This is a genomic window from Sphingobacterium olei (genome assembly GCF_005048855.1).
Classification (GTDB): Bacteria; Bacteroidota; Bacteroidia; order Sphingobacteriales; family Sphingobacteriaceae; genus Sphingobacterium; species Sphingobacterium olei.
The window spans coordinates 21,096-43,244 of the sequence record NZ_SUME01000005.1 but is presented as its reverse complement, the minus strand read 5'-3'; the positions used below and the strand labels follow the sequence as shown (position 1 = coordinate 43,244).

Here is a 22,149-nt window from a genome sequence, read left to right as displayed (position 1 = left end):
TAGGAATATTAAACTACGTTTACTTTTCGTCGCTATCCTCGGATTTCTCCTTTTTCTTAAAAATCCCTCTTATAAAACTTTTTGTTTTATTGACCGCCGAATTAGATTCCTTCACCGCATCCTGCGCTTTTGCTGCAGTTCCCATTAACCGTGCCTCCCGCTCAGGGCTTATGCCGGCCGTTTGCTTTATACCATCCAGCAAACTTTGCCATAGGGTCTTAAAGAAGGTATGTTCAGGGTCACGTTTGTAATTAATCTTACCAATATGATAGATTTCATTAGCATCGGGATTACTATCGTTAATGATGATCTGATTCACGAAGAAGGAAATTACTTTTTTAGAAGTCTGAGCTTCACCTTTCTTCTGTTCGTTGAGCAGTCTGATCTTTAAATTATCGTAGTCAAATCTAAAATCACCCCAATTTCTATAATCCGTTCCTTCCATATTAAAAGTTACCTTCTTCATATTTCCTGAAGCCAACTCAACGTTTAACAAAGGCTTCAAAATACGATTGAAAGCCGTTGCATTCATGGCACCTACACTGCCTTTATAGGTATGGTAACCATTTGTACTCAACATGTCGAATCCAAATTTGGCGTGCAACCTTCCCGAATTCATGATCTTTGCCGATAGATCCGCTCGCATAAATTTGTCCTTTGCTAATGCCAATGTATCATTCGTCACGTTAGTCAGGTTACCTCGCGCATGGTTAAAACTAATAGAACCCTCCCTTCCATATTTCGCACTAAACTCATGATACGTAATGGTCACATTATCCACCAAAACAGTATCCAACCTAATCAGACTATTCAGCTTCATTAACTGTTGATGGGGGGAGCGTCCTATTTTATTCTTAGGATATTTTGGATAGCGCCTGTCATTTGATAGATCAACTATTCCATTTTTAAGCTGTGCGCTAGCAGCGATGGTTTTTTGATTATCGATCAACTCCTTAAAATCCAAATTTTCAAGCCGGAGCGTATCAAATTTCAGGATAGTCATCGTAATATTCCTGTTTTTCTGTTTAAAAAAGGCAGATTTAGCCATTTTGGGTTCATAAGCAAATTTGGTCAGTAAAAGATTCTGATCTTTGGTGTTAATGCTTAGATCATCAAATTTCAGCTTATAAAAACCATCCGGGAGCTCATACTCAAATCCCGGTACGTGCACATCTATCATTTTGGTATAAAACAGACGGGTAGAATCATCGATTGAAGTTTTGTCTACCAACACGTCATGCACTTTAATAGTGACCCTATTAAGCTCAATTCCGCTAGTTTTACCCGAATCTATCTTCGAATAGGTAAACTTGACATCATCCAATTGTACATCGCGCACGTTGACGGAGGTAAAAATATCTTCTATACTTTCATAAAGCGTTTTCTTGGGTTCAGTGGATACCGTATCGTTAAAAGCATGCTTTTCCGAAGTTAAATGAATTTCCGGTTGTTCAAGAACAATACTTTTAATAGACAGTTGCCGGTTCCTTAACACATCCCATAGGCCAAATCTCCTAATCTTCAATGCCTTCAGTTTGATATGAAAACGGTTGTCGGGAGCCGACTTTTCCACTATCATCTGCTGGTAAATTGCAGAATCGGGAATTAATTCGACCTCACGCAGTGTAACATTTCCCAATCCAATATTGAGATCCAAATCATCGTACGTTAATGTATACAATCCATTTGAGGAATTATGCACCACTTCCTTAAGCTTGGTTTCCAGGATAGGTTTCCAGTTTCTTCCGTAGTACCATACCACGCCACCCACTGCCAAAAGTAGGAGTGCCAGAATGATGAGTATCCATTTCCAGATTGGTTTCATATGTAAATAACTTGTTTTTATCAGATTCACTAACTTTTCATTAAACAAAAAAAAATATCTTTTGTTTTAATTAAAGGCATACTTATCGTCGTGTATCCTCATTGTTATACATACTTATATAGCTATCGTAGCGGGAAGATTCTATATCACCCTCTTCCACCGCTTCTAATACCACACAGCCCGGTTCGTTCAGATGTCTACAGTTATTAAATTTACACCTATTCATCAATTGCCGCATCTCAGGAAAAAAATGCGAAAGTTCATGCTTCTCGATATCCACTATGCCCAATTCGCGAATTCCGGGCGTGTCGATCAATTTACCGCCGAACGGTAGGTCAATCATCTCTGCAAATGTAGTGGTGTGTTTTCCTTGGTCAGACCATTCAGAGATATTGCCCGTTCTCAATTCTGTCCCGGGCACAATCCTATTCACCAGGGTAGACTTCCCCACACCCGAATGTCCGGATACCAAGGTTACCTTATCCTGTAAAAGGTCCCGAATCGCACCTATATTCGTTCCCTCTATGGCCGACACCTCATAACAGGGATAGCCAATATTTTCATATATCGATTTGTATTCCTGCAATATTTCCAGCCCCTCTTCGCTAAACAGATCCAATTTGTTAAATACCAAAATAGCAGGGATATCGTAGGCTTCTGCCGTTACTAAAAAACGATCTATAAATCCAAGCGAGGTAGGAGGAGAAGCCAATGTCACCACTAAAATTGCCTGATCCAGGTTTGCCCCTATTATTTGCGTTTGCTTAGAAAGGTTGATGGACTTACGGATGATGTAATTTTTGCGTGGTTCTAATACGTTGATGACACCACTAGCCTGGTCGGGTTCTAAATCAAAATGCACCCAATCGCCTACGGCAATAGGATTTGTTGTCTTGATATCTTTAGTTCTAAACTTCCCTTTGATGCGGCAATCGTATTGCTCCCCGTCTTCTCCCGAAACCTGATACCAACTTCCGGTAGATTTTGTTACTAATCCTCTCATGCTTTATAAACTTACCGACTTATCTATCATATCCTAATACAAAAGTGGTAAAAAATTATTAATATCAAGCTTGCCCCTATTTTATTACCTTTGTGTAAATACGGATAAAATAAACTATTTTAATGAGAAAATTATTTCTATTAGACGGGATGGCTCTTATTTATCGAGCATACTTTGCATTAAATAAGGTGCCAAGATTGACAAGTTACGGTCTGAATACCGGTGCAATAATGGGATTCACCAATACCTTGTTGGAAGTATTAAAGAATCATCAGCCTTCGCACATTGCTGTGGTGTTTGATACTGCTGCTCCTACTAACCGTCATATAGAATTCGAAGCATATAAAGCACACCGTCAGGAAATGCCCGAAGATCTGGCAACATCAATCCCATATATCTTTCGTCTTATCGAAGGTTTTAACATCCCCATTATTACGATGGACGGTTACGAGGCAGACGATATCATCGGTACGTTGGCAAAAAAAGCAGAAAAAGAAGGATTTACCGTTTACTGTATGACACCGGACAAAGATTTTGGACAACTGGTATCCGAATCGATTTTCATCCTTAAACCTGCACGCATGGGCAATGGTGCAGAAGTACTAGGTGTTCCCGAAATACTTGAAAAATGGGAAATAACAGATGTGTGCCAGGTTATCGACATTTTAGGCCTTTGGGGCGATGCCGTAGATAATATCCCTGGAATACCGGGAATTGGCGAAAAAACAGCAAAAAAATTAATCCAGGAGTTTGGCTCTGTAGAAGGATTAATTGCCAATTCGGGCCAGCTTAAAGGAAAGCAAAAAGAGAATGTAGAAAATTTCGCGCAGCAAGGACTAATTTCCAAAAAACTAGCTACGATATTGCTTGATGTTCCCATTGATTTAGATGAAGAAGCCTTAGTATTAGATCAACCTAATAAAGAACTATTGGAGCCACTTTTTGCAGAACTGGAATTTAGGACGCTCGGCAAACGCGTATTTGGAGATGATTTTACCATCGTCGATTCTCCTTCCAAATCCAGCAACGGACAGATGGACCTATTTGCAGCAATCAGCGAAGTACCTACCGATAGCAGCATAGAGACACTCTTACCCCCATCTCCGTCATCCAACATTTTAAATACCGATCACGATTACATATTGGTCGATACCCCACAGGAAATAGAGAAACTAGCTAAACTTTTAGCTATCCAACCCAGTTTTTGTTTCGATACGGAATCTACCAGCCTTGATGCATTGCAGGCAGAGATTGTAGGGTTGTCCTTTGCATTTGAAGCAGGTAAAGCCTATTACGTTCCCACGCCAAGCGATAGCGTGGAAGCGCAGGCTATTGTCAGCATCTTCAAGTCTGTTTTCGAGAACCCTGCAATTCAAAAGATCGGGCAGAACATTAAATACGATGTACTCCTTCTCTCCAGGTACAACGTAAGCGTGCGTGGCCCATTATTTGACACCATGCTAGCCCATTATCTAATTGATCCCGACACACGTCATGGAATGGATATTCTTTCAGAGACCTATCTAGGTTATAGCCCGGTATCCATTACAGAACTAATCGGCGCAAAGGGTAAAAACCAGGGTAATATGCGCGATGTGGAAATTGAAAAAATCAAAGAATATGCAAGTGAAGATGCCGATATCACATGGCAACTTCATGAAAAATTCAAACCCCTGCTTGAAAATACATTTACCAGCGCACTTGCCGAAGAAGTAGAGTTTCCTTTGGTATATGTTTTGGCCGAAATGGAAAAAACAGGTGTCAAAATCGATATCGACACACTCCGCACGTTTTCTAAGTCCTTAGAACTTGACATCGCGGTACTTGAAAACACAATATATGAAAAAGCGGGTGTAAAGTTCAATATTGCATCACCAAAACAACTAGGCGAGGTGTTGTTCGATAAGCTACACTTGGATCCGAAAGCCAAGAAAACAAAAACAGGTCAATATAAAACCGGAGAAGACGTGCTATCTGCGCTTGCACACAAATCAGATATTGTCAAGGATATATTGGACTTCCGTCAATTGCAGAAACTTAAATCCACTTATGTAGATGCTTTACCTACGCTGATCAACCCAGAAACCGGCCTCATTCATACGTCGTACAATCAAGCTGTAGCAGCTACGGGGCGTCTGAGTTCGACAAACCCTAACCTGCAGAATATCCCGATCCGAACAGAAAAAGGGCGTGAAGTGCGTAAAGCATTTATTCCACGTGCTGATGATCACATTATTCTATCTGCCGATTATTCGCAGATAGAACTCCGTATTATGGCCGAATTGAGTCAAGATGAGAATATGCTCGATGCATTTACACAGGGGCATGATATTCACCGTGCGACAGCAGCGAGAGTATACGGAATAAATTTGGATGAAGTCACCTCCGAGCAGCGACGAAATGCCAAGGCAGTCAATTTTGGCATCATCTACGGGCAGTCTGCTTTTGGTCTCTCCCAGAGTCTAGGCATCCCACGTCGGGAGGCCGCCGAGATAATTGATCAATATTTTGGACAATATCATGGTATCCGCACATACATGTCCAAAGCAATAGAATTTGCCAAAGAAAACGGTTATGTTGAAACTATCCTGAAGCGCCGCAGATACCTTCGCGATATCAATTCGGCAAATATGACGGTGCGGGGTTTTGCGGAGCGAAATGCAGTAAATGCACCGATCCAGGGTTCTGCAGCCGATATGATCAAAGTTGCGATGATCAATATTCAAAAAGACATTCAAGACAAAAAATTATCCGGCAAGATGATCATGCAGGTACATGATGAGTTGGTATTTGATATTCCAAAACATGAGATAGAAGATTTTAAAAGTATTATATTTGATAGAATGAAATCTGCAATTCCGATGCGCGTCCCCATAGAGGTGGAAATTGGAACAGGTTCAAATTGGTTGGAAGCACATTAGAATTTTTATGAGGAGATCCGTTCTACTTTTAATATCTGTTATTCTATATGGTAATCTGGGTTGGGCACAACAGGACTCCGTGCGTAAAACGGTTTACTTTGAAGCGGCGCCTGAGGGACTGGTGCGGTTTTTCTTTGACCAAAATTATTACCTAGTTGAAAAAAACTGCCCATTCAAACATATTGAACGCGTAGCGGGTTTTATTCCGTCCAAGAACCAATTTCATGGCGAGTTTAAAGATTTTGGCCCTAATGGACACATCCTTTTGTCAGGAAACTACGTTAACGGAAAAAAAGACGGTATTTTTAAAGCATACCATCCCAATGGAAAGCTGAAATGGGAAACCACATTTAAAGATGGTGAATATCTTGGGGAATGGAATTATTATTATCCCGATGGCAAACCCCTATTATTTTTGGAGTTTGACACCGCAGATTACGCCATCAAACACATGTGGGATCAAAAGGGCAAGCAAATCGTAACCAATGGAGAAGGAAGATATGACTTCACGATGCCCATCATTGGATTTACGGAACATGGATTCACTTTTTACAACAGAAAGGGGAAAATAAAAAAAGGAAAGCCAGATGGCATATGGCAGGTGATGCTAGGGGATAAGCAAAAAACAAACTATTATATCGGCGAAGAATACTATGAAAACGGGATTCGTCGTCGAGTTCACCAAGTGTATGATTTTTTCAACTATTATAGAGCCAGCCTTACCAATTTAAACGAGTTCAGCATTTTACCGAACGACTACTTCGGGCTAGCGGAGCTGCTTCTTTCCAAAAATTGCTCTTTCGATGACTTTTCGGGTTTTTCGATTTACTTAGCCAAACGTTTTATGACAGCTAGAAAACCGTCAAATTTTCAGTTAGATGATAATTTTGAAACTACCATTCAGTATAAAGTAGCCGTTTCCCTGCGAGATGAACCTAAGGTAATCGACATCAAATTTCCCGATTCTATTTCGTCAGATACCAAAGACGCATTGGAGACCATCATTAAAGATGTACCGTATTACCTTCCATCTTATAAAGATGGACAAGAAATAGATGATATACTGACTGTTACATTTAGCATCGCGAACAGCCCGAAAGAACTGATTTTTCACTCGGTACGCATCAACCGGGAAAATGGGGAATAGTTAAATATATTTTTTAAGTTTGTAAAAAAAACAGATTAGATACATATGAAGTTTCACAAGGAAGGCTATACAAGTCTTGCAATTACAATATTATTCATATTCATCATAAATGCAATAGCAGATTATTATGATGCATCTACTTTGGTCAAATGGGTATTGTATATTTTTTCAGCTTTTCTTTTCATTACCATAGTCCAATTTTTTAGAAGCCCCAGGAAAAACATTTCTGTAGACGATCATATCATCCTGTGCCCGGCAGATGGCAAAGTTGTCGTCATCGAGGAAACGGAAGAGACTGAATATTTTAACGATAAGCGGATCCAGGTATCCATTTTCATGTCACCGGTTAATGTGCATGTGAATAGGAATCCTATTTCAGGTATCGTATCCTACTTCAAATACCACCCCGGTAAGTTTCTAGTTGCCTGGCATCCCAAATCTTCTACCGATAACGAGCGTACAACAGTAGTCGTAAAGCATCAAAACAATACAGAGGTATTATTCCGTCAGATTGCAGGTGCCCTGGCCCGACGGATTGTGTGGTATGTAAAAGAAGGCGATACGGTAACACAGGGAAATGAGTTCGGTTTCATCAAATTTGGTTCCCGTGTGGATATCTTTTTACCGTTAGGCACCCAGATTGATGTCAACATAAATGACAAGGTCATCGGCGGAAAAACGACAATTGCGAGATTTTAATATTATCTTAACATATATATAACTAATTTTAGGGCGCTGTCTAAAAAAGGTTTTCGCTTACAAGAAAACGCGTCATTGCGAGGAAGAATGACGAAGCCATCTGCGTTTTTAACGTCGTCAGATTGGTTTCCTTCGGAGTTGCTTCGCGGTCACCATCGTTCCTTCGGTTCGCAATGACGACGATGTTATGCTTTTTAGACATTTTCGGTTTTTTATGAACTTTAGGACATTGGTCATCAGTTTATCTCTCGTATTCGCGGGATCGCTGGCTTTTATAAGTCTATTTTACGAAAATAACTGGACACGCTTTGTCCTCATATTTTTCGTCTCGCTTGTCGTGAGTTACATTGCGCTGGATAATATTTTCCAGACCTACATTAACAAGAGGATTAGTAATATTTACAAATTAATAAATAACCTGAAATTGGGCAAAGACATCCAGAATGTATTGGCACAACATTCGAGCGATGATCCGATTAAAGATGCAGAACAAAAAGTACGCGATTGGGCGACACAGAAAGTATCCGAAATTGACAAGCTCAAGGAACAGGAAAAGTTCCGGAGGGAATTTTTATCCAATATCTCGCACGAATTTAAAACCCCTTTATTCGCTATCCAGGGTTACATCGAGACCATGCAGGATGGTATGATAGAAGAAGATCAGGAGATGGCATTGATTTTCCTAAATAAGGCAGCGAAAAACATTGATCGCCTTACCTACCTCATTAATGATCTGGATGAAATATCCAAATTGGAGTCCGGGAAAATCTCCTTAAATATCCAAAAGTTTGATATTGTTTCACTTATTACGGAGACCACGGAACAACTAATTGACAAAGCTAAAAAGAACAATATTAGTCTCACTACCAATTTAAAAAACAATAGCGCCATTTTTGTTAAAGCGGATCGTTTAAAAATACAGCAGGTATTGATCAATCTCATCGATAATTCCTTGAAATATGGCAAAATGAATGGCAAAACCACAATCAGTGTGTTTCCGCTTATCGATCAAATTCTGGTGGAAGTGACCGACAATGGGTACGGAATCGAAGAAAAAAACCTATCCCGTGTTTTTGAACGCTTCTACCGTACGGATAAAAGTCGATCCAGGGATATCGGAGGGTCTGGACTAGGGCTTGCCATCGTTAAACATATATTAGAGGCCCATCAACAAACAGTGAATGTAAGAAGTACGGAGGGGATCGGTACCACTTTTGGGTTTACTTTGGCAAAGAGTAAAACAAACTAGACATTAGCCCTGTTAAACTTAACATTAACTTAACATTAAGGTTATACTTTTGTAGCAAATTTTATCATTATGTCTTTAAATAGCATTTTTCAGTATTTTGTCCCGAAGGACAAAAAATTCTTCCCTTTATTTGAACAGGCTGGAGCCAATTTGATCGAGATGGCGAAGTTGTTGAAAGAAAGCGTCAACAGCACAAACCTAGAGATCAGAAAAGAAATATCTAAAAAATTAGAAGACCTTGAACATACCGGTGATAACATTACACACCAGATCCACTTAGAATTAGGTAGAAATTTCATCACTCCTTTTGATCGCGAAGACATCCATGCTTTAGCCAGTTCATTGGATGATGTTGCAGATTTTATCCACGGCGCCTCAAATAGGATGGAGCTGTACAAAGTGGAGAAACCAAGTCAAGCCATGATTGAAATATCAGATTTGATCTTGGAAGCTACAGAACATGTTGCTACGGCATTATACGAGCTGAAAGATCTTAAAAACATCCGAAACATTACCGATTCTTGCGTACGTATTAATAGCGTAGAAAATAAAGCAGACTATATTTTTGACAAAGCGGTAGCTGATCTTTTTGAGTACGAGAAAGATGCGATTACACTTATCAAATACAAAGAGGTGTTGTCGGCGATGGAAGATGCTACCGATAAATGTGAGGATGTGGCTAATGTATTAGAAAGCATTTTGGTTAAAAATGCATAACACCATTTTTAACAATATTAAAGCATAATATATTATGATCACAACATTATTAGTTGTCGTTATCGTGTTGGCCATAGCATTTGATTACATTAATGGTTTTCACGATGCGGCCAATTCTATTGCAACGGTGGTTTCGACTAAAGTACTTACGCCTTTCATGGCTGTCCTTTGGGCAGCATTATTCAATTTTGCCGCTTATTTTTATTTTACCGACCACAAGGTGGCCAATACCATCGCTAAGACGGTCCTCGAACAATACATCACGTTAGAGGTCATCTTTGCCGGTCTTGTGGCCGCCATTTCATGGAATCTATTTACGTGGTATTATGGTATTCCATCCAGTTCATCACACACCTTAATCGGAGGGTTTGCTGGCTCGGGCATGGCATACGCGTTAATTCTGGGCGCAAATCCACTTGAAGCAATTAACATTAGTGCAACATTAAAAATTATCTCGTTCATCGTCCTTGCGCCTGTAATCGGAATGACGATATCAATCATCATTACATTAATTATCATCAACCTGGCTAAAAAATCCCGGCCTTCTGTTGCAGAGAAATGGTTTAAAATCGGTCAGCTTATCTCCTCTGCTGCTTTAAGTTTTGCACATGGAGGAAACGATGCACAGAAAGTAATGGGTATCATCGCTACGGCATTAATCGCACAACAGGTTATACCCGATTTTGAATCTATGCCAGCTTGGGTACCTTTATCCTGTTATGTAGCTATTGCTGCGGGTACGATGAGCGGTGGTTGGAAAATTGTAAAAACCATGGGAACCAAAATTACGAAAGTAACCCCATTAGAAGGTGTAAGTGCTGAGACAGCGGGAGCGATTACATTGGGAATCACCGAACACTTTGGTATACCGGCGTCTACGACCCATACCATTACCGGTTCGATTATAGGCGTGGGTGTAGTAAAGCGCGTATCAGCAGTTCGCTGGGGCGTTACGATAAGTTTATTGTGGGCTTGGGTGCTTACTATTCCGGTTAGTGCAGTATTAGGAGGCGCTACCCTGGCTGTTATACACTACATTTTATAAGGTGTAATTTGTAGCTATTTTGCTACTTAGGCAATGAATTATTGATTTTCAATGAAAAAGAGCTGAAAAAATTTGTATGATATCATTGTAATCAGTAATTTTAGCCAATATTTTGGTGTTAAAGACCTTAATAGAACAATATGACGTCATTATTATTTTTGGCATCGTTATTGTTAAGTTATGTTAAATTGAGAACAATTAAAATTTTAATAACCTTTAAACAAAAGAGTATGAACTATTCTACAATTAAAAAAACGGCTGTTGCAGCTTCTTTAGTAGCCGCTTTAGGCTTTGCTGAGACTGCACAAGCTCAAACTCCTACTGTATTTGGCGGTAGATCACAATACAGAACTTGGTCAATTGGTCTTCAAGGTGGCATCACTACACCTAACGTGTTGATCGGTGGATCAAACAACTTCGGTCAAAAAGTTGGTTATTTCCAAAACAAAGTTGGTGAGTACTACGGTTTGACTGTACGTAAACAATTCTCTCACTTATTTGGTATCGAATTAGAAGGTAACCGTGGCCGTATCAAAACCTACAACCATGAGCTAGTAACTGCTCCTGAAACAGCTAATGGTGCTAGATCAGCAGAGACAGAAGTAAACTGGGCTGGTAGCTTGAATGGTGTATTCCAATTGGGTACTATCGATTTCATGAGAAGAGAAAATGCAGTTAATTTCTACGCTAAAGTAGGTTTAGGTGTATTGGCAAATAACCCTGTTCAATATTCGAACAATGACTTCACTGGAACTGAAGTTTACAATGAAAAAGGTAACTGGGGAGATGAAATCTTCGGAGATCGTACAGCTGTAGGAGACAGAGATTTCAAATTAGCAGCTTACGTACCAGTAGGTGTAGGTGTTAAATTCAAATTATCTGAAGTTGTTGCCTTGAACTTAGGTTACACCATGAACTTCACTGATGATAACTTATTGTACGGACCAGGTCGTTCAGACGTTAAAGGTAAATTCTCTAACGTATACGGTGGTTTAGAATTCACTTTAGGATCACGTGATAAAGAAAACTTAACATTCACTAACCCAGTAGCTACATTATATGATGAATTAAAGGATCCATCATTACGTAATGAAGTTGAAGCATTAAAACAACGTGTTTCTACATTAGAAGGTACTGTTGATCAATTAGGTAAAGATTCTGATGGTGACGGTGTATCTGATAAATTTGACAAATGTCCTAACACTCCTGCAGGTACTGTAGTTGACGGTTCAGGATGTCCTATCAAATTCCCAGAGCCAGTAGTACAAGGTAATAACCTTGGTCAAGGTGCTTACTACGCTCCAATTCAATTCGAATTTGATAGCTCAGTATTAAAAACTTCATCATACTCTACTTTAGATAAATTAGCTAAAGAATTGCGTGATGCTAACTCATCTGTTACTTTAGATGGTTATGCTTCTTCAGAAGGTACTGAAGACTATAACTTGAACTTATCTAAAGACCGTGCTAACGCAGTAAAACAATACCTAGTTAACGCTGGTGTAGCTGCTTCAAGCATCAATGCTAATGGTTACGGAGAGGCTAACCCAATTGCATCTAATGCAACTGAAGAAGGTCGTGTTCAAAACCGTCGTGTTGAAATCAAAAAATAATCTTACTTTATACAAGTAAAATTAACACAAGAAAGCCGTTACTCGTTGAGTAACGGCTTTTTTCATGTTAAACCATTGCCTTTTATTACATTCCTATGTTAGGATGTGGAAAATAATTTGTAGTAACTTTACAGCGAAAAGTGTATTTTTCACTAAATAGTATAATATGGAAGAGGAATTTGAATTTGGATCACCGGAAGAACAGAAACAATCTGTGGACCGTTATGAAGAAATGATTCGTAATGATGACCAGTATTTTTTCGATTCGACCGCTTTTGAAGGGATTATTGAGTACTATATAGACAAAAATGACCCCATTAAGGCCTTGCAGGTTGTAGATTATGCTATTAACCAACATCCTTATGTCACTTCCTTTCTACTCAAGAAAGCGCAGCTCCTAGCCAGCATTCAGCAGTTTGATGCAGCTTTAGTATCGCTCGAAAAAGCAGAACTCCTAGAACCTTCAGAGGGAGAAATCCATCTGATTAAGGGGTCAGTTCTAGCCTCTTTAGGAAGCTATAAGGAAGCCGAGGATGCCTTTTTGTACGCGCTATCTTATGCCGAGAACAAAGAGGATGTATATTACCAACTCTCCGGTCTCTACCAGATACAGGGCGATTACAACAAAGCGATTACTTTTTTGAAAAAGAGCCTGGAGATGAACATGGAAAACCAAGACGCGCTATACGAATTGGCATTCTGTTATGACATCTTGGACAAACAGGAAGAAAGCATTGTGTTCTATTCGCAATATATCGATAATGAGCCCTACTCCTATGCTGCCTGGTACAATCTCGGAAACGCCTATCATAAGCTCACACGTTTTGAAGAAGCGATCGATGCCTACGATTACGCCATATTGATTAAGGAGAATTTTGCTTCGGCATACTTTAATAAAGGTAATGCACTGGTAAATCTAGATAAATATTCAGAAGCCATTCTTGTCTATAAACAGACATTTGAATATGAGCCACCCAATGCTGATACGTATTGTGCGATGGGCGAATGCTATGAAAAACTGGAGCAAATGGATACCGCACGTGATTATTATAAAAAAGCGGTAAAGTTGGATAACACGATGGCAGATGCCTGGTTTGGAATAGGTGTCACGCTTGATTTCGAAGAGCGCTATTTTGAATCACTGCATTTCTATAAAAAAGCGTTAGAAATAGACGACGAAAATCCAGATTATTGGTTTGCAATAGCCGATGCACGATACAAATTGGGACAGATTGAGGAATCCGAAGCAGCCTATAGCAAAGTGGTAGAATTAAACCCCACCGATATAGAGGCTTGGCTTGATTTTTCTTCCATTTACTTCGAACAGAAAAAATATCAGGAAGCCATAGAGACCATGTCAGAGGCTATAAAATGTAATCCCGAGGCAGCAGAGCTATACTATAGACTGGTGGCTTATCTCTTTGCCAATGGTCAATATAATGATGCCCTTAATTTCTTGGAGCTAGGCTTAGCCATCTCACCCGACAAGCATTACATCCTATTCGATTACCTCCCTCAGTTACAGGGCAATCAAATAATCGTCGACATCATCAAAAAATATTCATCCGATAAATGAAGAAACTTGGTTTGATTGGATATCCACTTGGACATTCCTTTTCTAAAAAATATTATCTCCAAAAATTTGAAAACGAACATATTGAAGATATAAATTACGACCTATATGCCATAGAAGACATTCAGAACTTCCAGCATCTGTACCGTCATGACATTAGCTTCTATGGCTTTAATGTCACTATACCCCATAAATTGACCGTAATGCAATTTATCAATGAGCTTTCAGCTGAAGCGCAGGAAATCAACGCAGTCAATTGCATTAAAATTAGGAGAGAAGGAGACAACATTTATCTCAAAGGCTTTAATACCGATGCATTCGGATTCGAAGAATCCCTTAAACCGCTGCTAAAGCCGATACATCAGCAGGCACTTGTATTGGGCAATGGTGGCGCCGCAAAAGCCATAATATACACGTTAAAGAAATTAAATATTCCATACCTCATCGTTAGCCGTACCAAAGAAAATGGCGACCTGACCTACGAGGAGTTAAAACAAATCGATTTAAAGGACTATCAGATCATTATCAACTGTTCACCAGTCGGCACCTTCCCCCATGTCCAGGATGCTCCTGATATAAACTACGAACAGCTATCAACAGATCATCTATTATACGATTTGATCTACAACCCAGCCGAAACACTGTTTCTGCAAAAGGGAAAAGAAAGAGGCGCCGTGATTAAGAATGGACATGAAATGCTTATTCTCCAGGCAGAAAAGAACTGGGAGATCTGGAACAATGAAGAATAACATGCGGATAAGTGTTGCATCTCTTTTCATCATGCTTGTACTTATCGGCTGCCAGCATACATCTTACACTCCAAAACCCAGGGGCTTCTTTAAGATTGATTTCCCAGAAAGAGTCTATACGCAAGCCACGACAGGATGCCCGTTTGATATTGAGGTACCACGCTATTCCCAGCTTGTGGCAGATCCTTCCCAAAATACACAGGACTGTTGGAAAAACCTAGATTTTCCACAATTCAATGCGCGTCTACATCTCAGCTATTACCGTATCAGCGCATCCGCACCATTTGACTACCTCACTGAAGATGCCCGTACATTTGTATTTAAACACACAGCCAAAGCAACTTCCATTGAGCAAAAGCGCATTCAGGATCCCGATCGTAAAATCTATGGAGTCGAGTATGCAATCCGCGGAAATACGGCTTCCAACTATCAATTCTACATCTCCGACAGCACCACACATTACCTAAGAGGAGCTTTGTACTTTAATGAAAAACCACATCTAGATTCTATTCAGCCCGTTTTAGATTTTCTAAAAGAAGACATTCGCTATATGATTTCTACCATTAGGTGGAAATAATTCCCTAAATTTATCTAAGTTTGAGGTATGATAAAAATCGAAACTTTCGTCTTTAACCCTTATCAGGAAAATACGTATATACTACACGATGAACAGCAAAACTGTATTATCGTCGATCCGGGTATGCACAATCCTATGGAGGAGCAGAAAATCAAATCTTTTATCGAAGCGCACAAACTCTCTCCTATTTCGCTGTTAAATACCCATTGCCACATAGACCATGTATTGGGCAACAGGTTTGTATTTGATGAGTGGGGACTAAAACCTCAATTTCATGAAGGCGAAGTACCCGTATTGGTGGCCGTACAGAATTATGCCCCGCAGATGGGAATCCGGTACGAGGTTTCCCCGATTCCAGATACATTTTTGACAGAACAGGATACGATACAACTGGGGAAACACGAATTGCAGATTATTTTTGCTCCAGGGCACTCCCCCGCGCACCTTTGCTTCTATTCAGCAGCATTCGGCTTTTTAATCGGCGGCGATGTGCTATTTAGAAATAGCATCGGACGTACCGATCTGCCGGGCGGAGATCACGACACCCTCTTGAACAATATCGCTACCAAGATCTACACGCTGCCTAACGATACGGTTATATACCCGGGGCATGGTCCGACCACAACTGTTGAATTTGAACGAAATACCAATCCATACATTAGGGGATGAGACACATAAGAGTTCCTTTGCTATTTGCTTTTAGGTATCTTTTCTCGAAGAAATCGGTGAATGCCATTAACATTATTTCGCTGATTAGCGTGGTAGGTGTTTTTGTCAGCACGGCCGCATTGGTTATCGTGCTTTCCTTTTACAATGGAATGGAGAGCTTTATACTTTCGATGTACAGCACATTCGCGCCCGAGCTCAGGATAGAACCTACAAAAGGCAAAGTTTTTTCTACCGATACACCCGAGTTTAAAAAAATAGCCGCCGATCAACGCATACAAAGTTACTGCGAAGTACTGGAAGATAAGATACTCCTCCAGTACGACAACCAACAGTTTATCGGACAGCTGAAAGGGATAGATCCTGAAGAATTGTCCAAACAAGGCACAGAAAACATACTCCATACAGGAAATTACACCCTGCAGAAAGACACCACTTATTACGCCCTAGTTGGCGCACAAGTACAAGCCAACCTCAAAGTACCCGTATCTGGCACCTACAATACCATTGAGTTGTTTTCCCCACGAAAAGGCACCTCGGTACACAATATAAACCCATTGGACGATTTCAACTCCCGTCACATTCGTCTTAGCGGTGTGCTCACCTATCAGCCCGAATTCGACAACCTGGTGATCGTACCCTTAGCGTTTGCGCGCGATTTGCTTGGTGAAGCTGATAAAATCACGGCTGTAGAGATCTTTTTGTTCGATTCCCTATCTTCGAACGTTGTGCAGCATCAAATCCAGCAGACGTTGGGTACAGACTTCAGCGTAAAGAATAGAGAAGAACAAAACCCCACATTATATAAAACAATAAAGTCCGAAAAATGGATTGTGTTCTTTATCCTTACATTTATTGGCATCATTGCAATATTCAACATCGTCGGCTCATTGACCATGCTCGTGATCGATAAAAAAGAGGATATGAAAGTGCTTCAAAGCTTAGGTGCGGAGCAGTCCATGATAGAGCGTATATTCTTTATAGAAGGAATCCTTATCTCCCTGATTGGTGGTGTCGTAGGCATTATAGTAGGATATGTGTTCTGTAGATTACAGGAAACCTACGGATTTATACGCACAGGCGAGATCGACGGATCATTAATTGATGTCTATCCTGTGGATATTCGTTCAGAAGATTTTGTGCTTGTATTTGTGACGGTAGCCACTTTATCTTTAATTGTATCTTACTTCTCCTCTAAATTGAGTGTTAGAGAAATTGGCAACACCTAGTATTTCAATTTTTCCCGACTCCAATCCCCTCTCTTTATCTGCTGGATCAACTCGCCCCAGGCAAAAGGATTCAACAACGGGTTATTAAAGCGTTGATTGATATTCTTGTTGTTCATTATACTGTGCCGTTGCAGCGAATTGTAACTCTGAATTTCTTCGGCACTTCGAGGCACTATCCTTGCCAACGCAGCCAACGCCTCTGGGGTAAGATTTTTTCGAGCCGCCGCAATGTGATCATCTCCGAGATTCAACGCCATAAATTCAGAAACATAATGTTCATAACTCGCCCAGGGGAATGGTGTTACCGCGGGTAACTCAATGACCAGACTTTGCATTTTAATATGTGCGGTATGTCTGTCCAGATCGGTTGTGGGAATAACAAATGTAACGGGATCATATCCCACCGAACTAAATCGGATGGTATCGCCAACATGTGCTACAAAAGAAAAGTAGCCATCATTATTGGATACGAAAACCTGATTATTGAACGAGATATTGGTAATAGACACGTAAGCAACCGGCAAATCCGATCCGATAGATCTAATCAATCCGCTAAATTGCACTATTTTCCTTTCCTGCGCTTGTCCCGTCAAAAACAGAACTAACGTTAAGCAAAGGATTAAGATATGTCTAAAGCTATTATTTGGCATCTTAACAAAACTAAAGAAAAAAGTCCGTTACCGTTGTTAAAATGTGTTAATCAGTACACAACAATGCTATTACAATTGATTCGGTGTAGTGGCATCAGGATCATTCATATCGGTGATATTAATCGCTTCCACGGCCACTATTTCAGGAACAGCTTTTTTAATCGCCTGCTCAAGGCCCGCCTTAAAAGTCATAATACTCATAGAACAACTCGCACAGGCGCCCAATAATTTCAACCTAACCACATTGTCTGCTGTTATTTCTTCAATACTGACATTCCCCCCATCCGTTTCAAGATAAGGTCTAATCGTATCCAATGCTTGTTCGACTCGTTCTGTTAAGGTCATTCTTGTTTCAATTACTTTTACACTTTTACGTAGGTGTAAATATACACATTTTTATTTTCATACTTATGTCCTATCAATTTATTAGCAATAGCATGACATCAGTACGCAGAACAATTGGTTAAACTTTGTTAAACTCCATTATAAGGACAATAGTAATCCATTAAAATCAAGTAAATTGCGCTTCAAAAATTAATTGAATATTATTGTTAATTGACGTATCTTTGTAAAATGTTTTTAAATAAGCGAATAGGAATATTAACTGCCTTTCTGGTCATCATTTTCGTTTTTACTGGCTGTAAAAGTAAATTCGAAAAACTACGAAACAGCAATAATCTTGGGATGAAATACCAAGAGGCCGTTAAATTATACGAAAAAGAGAAGTATTCAAAGGCACTGATTCTATTTGACGATTTGATCCAAAAGTATCGCGGACGTGCCGAGGCGGAGGATTTGTATTATTTCATGGCTTATACAAACTACAGACTGAGAGATTACACCTCTGCCCGTTTTCACTTTAAACGATTTGCGGAAACATATCCGGGCAGTGAAAGAGCAGAAGAATGTCTATTCATGTCTGCATACTGTTACTATGTAGAATCTCCTCGGTCAAATTTAGATCAGGAAAATACCAGAAAAGCTATTGACGAACTACAGCTATTCATATTTAGATATCCAGAAGCCGAGAAAGCAAAAGAAGCGGGAGATTTGATTCAAAATCTACGGGATAAATTAGAGAAAAAAGCCTTCGATAACGCTAAGCTATATTTTAATATGGGCTTAGCAGATGACTACCGCGCAGCAGTAATTGCATTCGAGAACCTGTTAAGAGAATATCCAGATACCAAATACGCGGAAGAAATCGAATATCTAATGATGAAATCGCAGTATCTATTTGCGGACAACAGCTATCCTAATCGTCAGGAAAAGCGTTTTAACGAGGCAATAGATTATTACAATGCATTCATCAACAATTATCCGGAGAGCAAATACAGATCTGAAATGGACGGATTAAAAACAAGTGCAGACAAAAAGATTATACTTGCTATCCGTAGATTAGACGAGCTAAATAAACAAATCGAAGAGCGTGAAAGGGAGCTTGGAATCACACCGGTACAAGAACTTTCAGAAGCGAACGGTGCTACTAATTAATACGAATTTTCATAATATATAACAATATGAGTCAATTAAAGAACAACACTATTGCTAATTCTACTGTCACAAGAGATTTAAGAGAGTTGGATAAAACGACTGATAACCTCTACGAGTCTATCGTCGTGATCAGTAAAAGAGCAAATCAAATTGGGGTAGAAGTCAAAGAAGAATTGACATCAAAGTTAGCTGAATTTGCAAGTAGCAATGACAACTTAGAGGAGGTATTTGAAAATCGTGAACAAATCGAAATCTCGAAACATTACGAGCGTTTACCAAAACCTTCCTTAATCGCTATCGATGAGTTTTTGAACGACAAAGTGTATTTCAGAAACCCTGCTAACGAACAAGAATAAGCTACGGGCACCATGTCTTTAAAAGACAAAAATATTTTGCTAGGTGTATGCGGTAGTATTGCCGCATACAAAATAGCTTCCCTAATACGACTCCTCGTAAAAGCCGAAGCCCATATACAGGTGGTCATGACCCCCGATGCTACGCAATTTATTACGCCTCTAACACTTTCTACCCTTTCCAATAATCCGGTTTTAGTCGATTATTTTAACCCCAAAACAGGGGAATGGAATAATCACGTCCATCTGGGATTACAATCCGATCTAATTATCATAGCACCTGCCTCAGCGAATACCATCGGAAAGATGGCCAATGGACTCTGCGACAATTTACTAACGGCAATCTATCTCTCGGCCAAATGTCCTGTATACTTAGCTCCAGCAATGGATTTGGATATGTGGAAACATACTTCTACACAACGTAATATTGCTCTTCTGGAATCATACGGGAATATCATTATCCCTCCGGGAAATGGAGAACTGGCCAGTGGATTAGTTGGAGAAGGACGCCTCGCCGAACCCGAAGAGATTCTATCTTTTTTAGTGGACCATATTACCACACCGCTACCCTTAAAAGGCAAACGAGCCTTGGTAACAGCCGGCCCTACCCACGAAGCCATAGATCCCGTACGGTTTATCGGCAATCACTCCAGTGGTAAAATGGGCTATGCAATCGCAGCCCGATTGGAACAGCTAGGTGCCGATGTAACGCTAGTAAGCGGCCCCACAGCCCTGAAAATACCGCATCATGTCACAGCGGTAGCCGTACAATCCGCAGCACAGATGTTTGATGCCTGTAAAGCGGTATTTCAACAAGCCGACATTATCGTAATGAGTGCCGCTGTAGCCGATTACACCCCAACAGAAGTAGCCGATCAAAAAATTAAGAAAAAGACCGAAGACTTTAGCATTGCATTGAAAAAAACAACAGACATTCTTGCTAGGTTAGGTAAAGAAAAAAGAGAAGATCAAACGTTGGTGGGATTTGCACTCGAAACGAATAACGAACTCGAACATGCAATCGATAAATTACAGCGCAAGAATTTAGATCTTATCGTATTAAACTCCATGCAAGATAGCGGTGCCGGTTTTGCTGCAGACACGAATAAAGTTACCATGATCAATCGGGCTGGAGATATCCAGACCTACGACCTAAAATCAAAAGAAGACGTCGCAAAAGATATTTGTACACGTATCATCGACCACCAAGCAGCCTTATAGATTCACGATCCGGATTTCCTTTGGATAATAATTATTGATGCGATTAGACATCGTCTTGATCCAGCCCAGATTCATCCCTTTATACTTGATCAGTATCCAACCTACTTGACCAGTTGTATTTAGTTCTACCGGTAACACCTCTTTACGTAAGAAGTTTAACGCATCCTCCAAATCAAGTTCTAAAAAAGGAATCTCCGCTAATATATAATTACTAAGGGCCAGATCGTGCGATGGTACCAATTCCCTTCCCGCAACCTTTCCAATTTGTATGCCCGCATTTCTGAGGTATAATACATTTCGAAGCGCCCGTAGATCCAGTTCATAGCGGTTGGGTATGACATGTATATTTTCTTGGTGGGAAAAAGCGAATAGCTCGTTGTCGGTTTGCAGCCATTTTTGGAGAATGTGCTGCGGGACATCCGATTTTTCGGATTTTATCCTTTTCATCGAGAATGTATCCTGTATTTTTCTTTTCTGTAGCACAGCAAAGAAAAAACCTTCGCCTTCTATTTTGTGCGGATAGAATCGAAAAGATCTAGCCTGGTACTTTGCCGATGTCGTCTCCGCTATTTGCCATTCGTCCTTAATTTTAAGCGGAACACTGATCATGTCAAATTCGGCAATCAGCCAATCCACTATATCTTCGTTCTCTTCTGTCGAGTATGAGCAGGTGGAGTAAAATAAATACCCATTTGTTTTTAAAGAAGCTATACTGGCGGCTAAAATGCGTCGTTGTCGTTCGCTGCACAATTTGACATTTGCATCCGACCACTCGTCTATCGCTGTACTGTCTTTTCTGAACATCCCCGATCCGGAACAGGGAGCATCTACGACCATTAGATCAAAATATCCAGGCAATCGATTAAACGCCGAAGGATCATTATTGGTGACTACAACATTCGGATTGCCCCATTTCATCAGGTTATCGGCTAGAATAGTGACCCGTGATTTAATAATTTCATTGGCGACCAATAGGCTCTCCGGATGGAGCGAAGCGTTCAGCAACGTAGACTTGCCACCAGGAGCTGCACATAAATCCAATGCCTTTTTCGGCGAATGATGCAGACCCAGTTCGTGAATAGCATGTGTTAAAAACATAGAGCTCGCCTCTTGAACGTAGTAGCAGCCGGCGTGAAACAAGGGATCCAGCGTATATATCGGCCGCTCACTCAAGTAATAGCCTTCTTTACACCATGGCACTTGCTTTTCGGCCTTTAGATGCGTTATATCGGCCTGCTTCGCCGGATTGATACGAATAGCATTTGATTTTTGCGTGGTCTCATGAATAGTAACAAACGCTTCCGTATCAAAGCTTTTATCTGCACTTAAACGACGGACTAACTCATTAGGCAACTTATTACTCATTGCATAAAAGTAAAAAATCAAAAGTAAAAAGTAAAAATTTTGGCTAAGTTTGT

21 protein-coding genes are annotated in these 22,149 nt (G+C 40.2%); 15 read left to right on the top strand and 6 right to left on the bottom strand.

The features are described from left to right. Window positions 1-19: 19 nt before the first annotated feature. Both FAZ15_RS12735 and rsgA read right to left on the bottom strand, forming a co-directional pair. Complete coding sequence (locus FAZ15_RS12735; RefSeq protein WP_136901703.1) at window positions 20-1,825, bottom strand: AsmA family protein; 1,806 nt, start codon at window positions 1,823-1,825, stop codon at window positions 20-22. An 82-nt stretch (window positions 1,826-1,907) separates the two neighbouring features. Then, window positions 1,908-2,828 carry a ribosome small subunit-dependent GTPase A gene (gene rsgA / locus FAZ15_RS12730; RefSeq protein WP_136901702.1) on the bottom strand — a complete coding sequence of 307 codons (921 nt, stop codon included), beginning with the start codon at window positions 2,826-2,828 and terminating at the stop codon, window positions 1,908-1,910. Window positions 2,829-2,950: 122 nt separating this feature from the next. Here rsgA and polA point away from each other — a divergent pair, with 122 nt between their 5' ends. Genes polA through FAZ15_RS12715 form a run of 3 tightly spaced genes read left to right on the top strand, consistent with a single transcriptional unit; the run spans window position 2,951 to window position 7,595 of the window. Continuing rightward, window positions 2,951-5,749: a DNA polymerase I gene (gene polA, locus FAZ15_RS12725; RefSeq protein ID WP_136901701.1), complete on the top strand. Its 2,799-nt coding sequence runs from the start codon at window positions 2,951-2,953 to the stop codon at window positions 5,747-5,749. 7 nt (window positions 5,750-5,756) lie between these two features. Then, window positions 5,757-6,896, top strand: a complete 1,140-nt coding sequence (locus FAZ15_RS12720; protein ID WP_136901700.1) for a toxin-antitoxin system YwqK family antitoxin — start codon at window positions 5,757-5,759, stop codon at window positions 6,894-6,896. Window positions 6,897-6,941: 45 nt separating this feature from the next. Beyond that, window positions 6,942-7,595 carry a phosphatidylserine decarboxylase family protein gene (locus FAZ15_RS12715; protein WP_136901699.1) on the top strand — a complete coding sequence of 218 codons (654 nt, stop codon included), beginning with the start codon at window positions 6,942-6,944 and terminating at the stop codon, window positions 7,593-7,595. Window positions 7,596-7,635: 40 nt separating this feature from the next. On the opposite strand, the gene FAZ15_RS22490 is transcribed toward FAZ15_RS12715, so the two are convergent. Beyond that, entirely contained in the window at window positions 7,636-7,797 is a 162-nt protein-coding gene (locus FAZ15_RS22490) for a hypothetical protein (protein WP_162304935.1), read from the bottom strand. Between the two features lie 12 nt (window positions 7,798-7,809). Between FAZ15_RS22490 and FAZ15_RS12710 the strand changes: the two genes are divergently transcribed. The 9 genes from FAZ15_RS12710 to FAZ15_RS12670 all read left to right on the top strand — a co-directional run bounded on the left by FAZ15_RS12710 (window position 7,810) and on the right by FAZ15_RS12670 (window position 17,013). Beyond that, window positions 7,810-8,844, top strand: a complete 1,035-nt coding sequence (locus FAZ15_RS12710; protein ID WP_136901698.1) for a sensor histidine kinase — start codon at window positions 7,810-7,812, stop codon at window positions 8,842-8,844. 69 nt (window positions 8,845-8,913) lie between these two features. Continuing rightward, the gene (locus FAZ15_RS12705) at window positions 8,914-9,561 is read left to right on the top strand and encodes a DUF47 domain-containing protein (RefSeq protein WP_136901697.1); all 648 of its coding nucleotides are present in this window, start codon (window positions 8,914-8,916) and stop codon (window positions 9,559-9,561) included. Window positions 9,562-9,595: 34 nt separating this feature from the next. Next, window positions 9,596-10,606, top strand: coding sequence for an inorganic phosphate transporter (locus tag FAZ15_RS12700; RefSeq protein WP_136901696.1), 1,011 nt, complete (start codon window positions 9,596-9,598; stop codon window positions 10,604-10,606). Window positions 10,607-10,836: 230 nt separating this feature from the next. Beyond that, window positions 10,837-12,219 (top strand): OmpA family protein, encoded by a 1,383-nt coding sequence (locus tag FAZ15_RS12695; protein ID WP_136902073.1) that lies wholly within the window; start codon window positions 10,837-10,839, stop codon window positions 12,217-12,219. 166 nt (window positions 12,220-12,385) lie between these two features. Beyond that, window positions 12,386-13,795 carry a tetratricopeptide repeat protein gene (locus FAZ15_RS12690; RefSeq protein ID WP_136901695.1) on the top strand — a complete coding sequence of 470 codons (1,410 nt, stop codon included), beginning with the start codon at window positions 12,386-12,388 and terminating at the stop codon, window positions 13,793-13,795. Then, window positions 13,792-14,541, top strand: a complete 750-nt coding sequence (locus tag FAZ15_RS12685) for a shikimate dehydrogenase family protein (protein WP_136901694.1) — start codon at window positions 13,792-13,794, stop codon at window positions 14,539-14,541. The genes FAZ15_RS12690 and FAZ15_RS12685 overlap by 4 nt, the downstream gene beginning before the upstream one ends. Window position 14,542: 1 nt before the next feature. Next, the gene (gene gldD / locus FAZ15_RS12680) at window positions 14,543-15,118 is read left to right on the top strand and encodes a gliding motility lipoprotein GldD (RefSeq protein WP_136902072.1); all 576 of its coding nucleotides are present in this window, start codon (window positions 14,543-14,545) and stop codon (window positions 15,116-15,118) included. Window positions 15,119-15,145: 27 nt separating this feature from the next. Further along, window positions 15,146-15,787 carry an MBL fold metallo-hydrolase gene (locus FAZ15_RS12675; protein ID WP_136901693.1) on the top strand — a complete coding sequence of 214 codons (642 nt, stop codon included), beginning with the start codon at window positions 15,146-15,148 and terminating at the stop codon, window positions 15,785-15,787. Continuing rightward, a complete protein-coding gene (locus FAZ15_RS12670; RefSeq protein ID WP_136901692.1) occupies window positions 15,784-17,013 on the top strand; it encodes an FtsX-like permease family protein in 1,230 nt (409 codons plus the stop codon). The genes FAZ15_RS12675 and FAZ15_RS12670 overlap by 4 nt, the downstream gene beginning before the upstream one ends. Here the strand turns inward: FAZ15_RS12670 and FAZ15_RS12665 are convergent. Together FAZ15_RS12665 and FAZ15_RS12660 are read right to left on the bottom strand one after the other, a co-directional pair. Continuing rightward, on the bottom strand, window positions 17,010-17,663 hold the full coding sequence (locus tag FAZ15_RS12665) for a peptidase associated/transthyretin-like domain-containing protein (protein ID WP_136901691.1): 654 nt from the start codon (window positions 17,661-17,663) through the stop codon (window positions 17,010-17,012). The genes FAZ15_RS12670 and FAZ15_RS12665 overlap by 4 nt on opposite strands. Before the next feature lie 69 nt (window positions 17,664-17,732). After that, window positions 17,733-18,008, bottom strand: a complete 276-nt coding sequence (locus FAZ15_RS12660; protein WP_136901690.1) for a NifU family protein — start codon at window positions 18,006-18,008, stop codon at window positions 17,733-17,735. 228 nt (window positions 18,009-18,236) lie between these two features. On the opposite strand from FAZ15_RS12660, the gene FAZ15_RS12655 reads away from it, so the two are divergent. Genes FAZ15_RS12655 through coaBC form a run of 3 tightly spaced genes read left to right on the top strand, consistent with a single transcriptional unit; the run spans window position 18,237 to window position 20,731 of the window. Continuing rightward, window positions 18,237-19,157: an outer membrane protein assembly factor BamD gene (locus tag FAZ15_RS12655; RefSeq protein ID WP_136901689.1), complete on the top strand. Its 921-nt coding sequence runs from the start codon at window positions 18,237-18,239 to the stop codon at window positions 19,155-19,157. 26 nt (window positions 19,158-19,183) lie between these two features. Next, complete coding sequence (locus tag FAZ15_RS12650) at window positions 19,184-19,513, top strand: DNA-directed RNA polymerase subunit omega (RefSeq protein ID WP_136901688.1); 330 nt, start codon at window positions 19,184-19,186, stop codon at window positions 19,511-19,513. A 12-nt stretch (window positions 19,514-19,525) separates the two neighbouring features. Then, entirely contained in the window at window positions 19,526-20,731 is a 1,206-nt protein-coding gene (gene coaBC, locus FAZ15_RS12645) for a bifunctional phosphopantothenoylcysteine decarboxylase/phosphopantothenate--cysteine ligase CoaBC (RefSeq protein ID WP_136901687.1), read from the top strand. On the opposite strand, the gene FAZ15_RS12640 is transcribed toward coaBC, so the two are convergent. Further along, window positions 20,726-22,096, bottom strand: a complete 1,371-nt coding sequence (locus FAZ15_RS12640) for a methyltransferase RsmF C-terminal domain-like protein (RefSeq protein WP_136901686.1) — start codon at window positions 22,094-22,096, stop codon at window positions 20,726-20,728. The two genes, coaBC and FAZ15_RS12640, sit on opposite strands and share 6 nt — an antisense overlap. Window positions 22,097-22,149 lie beyond the last annotated feature (53 nt).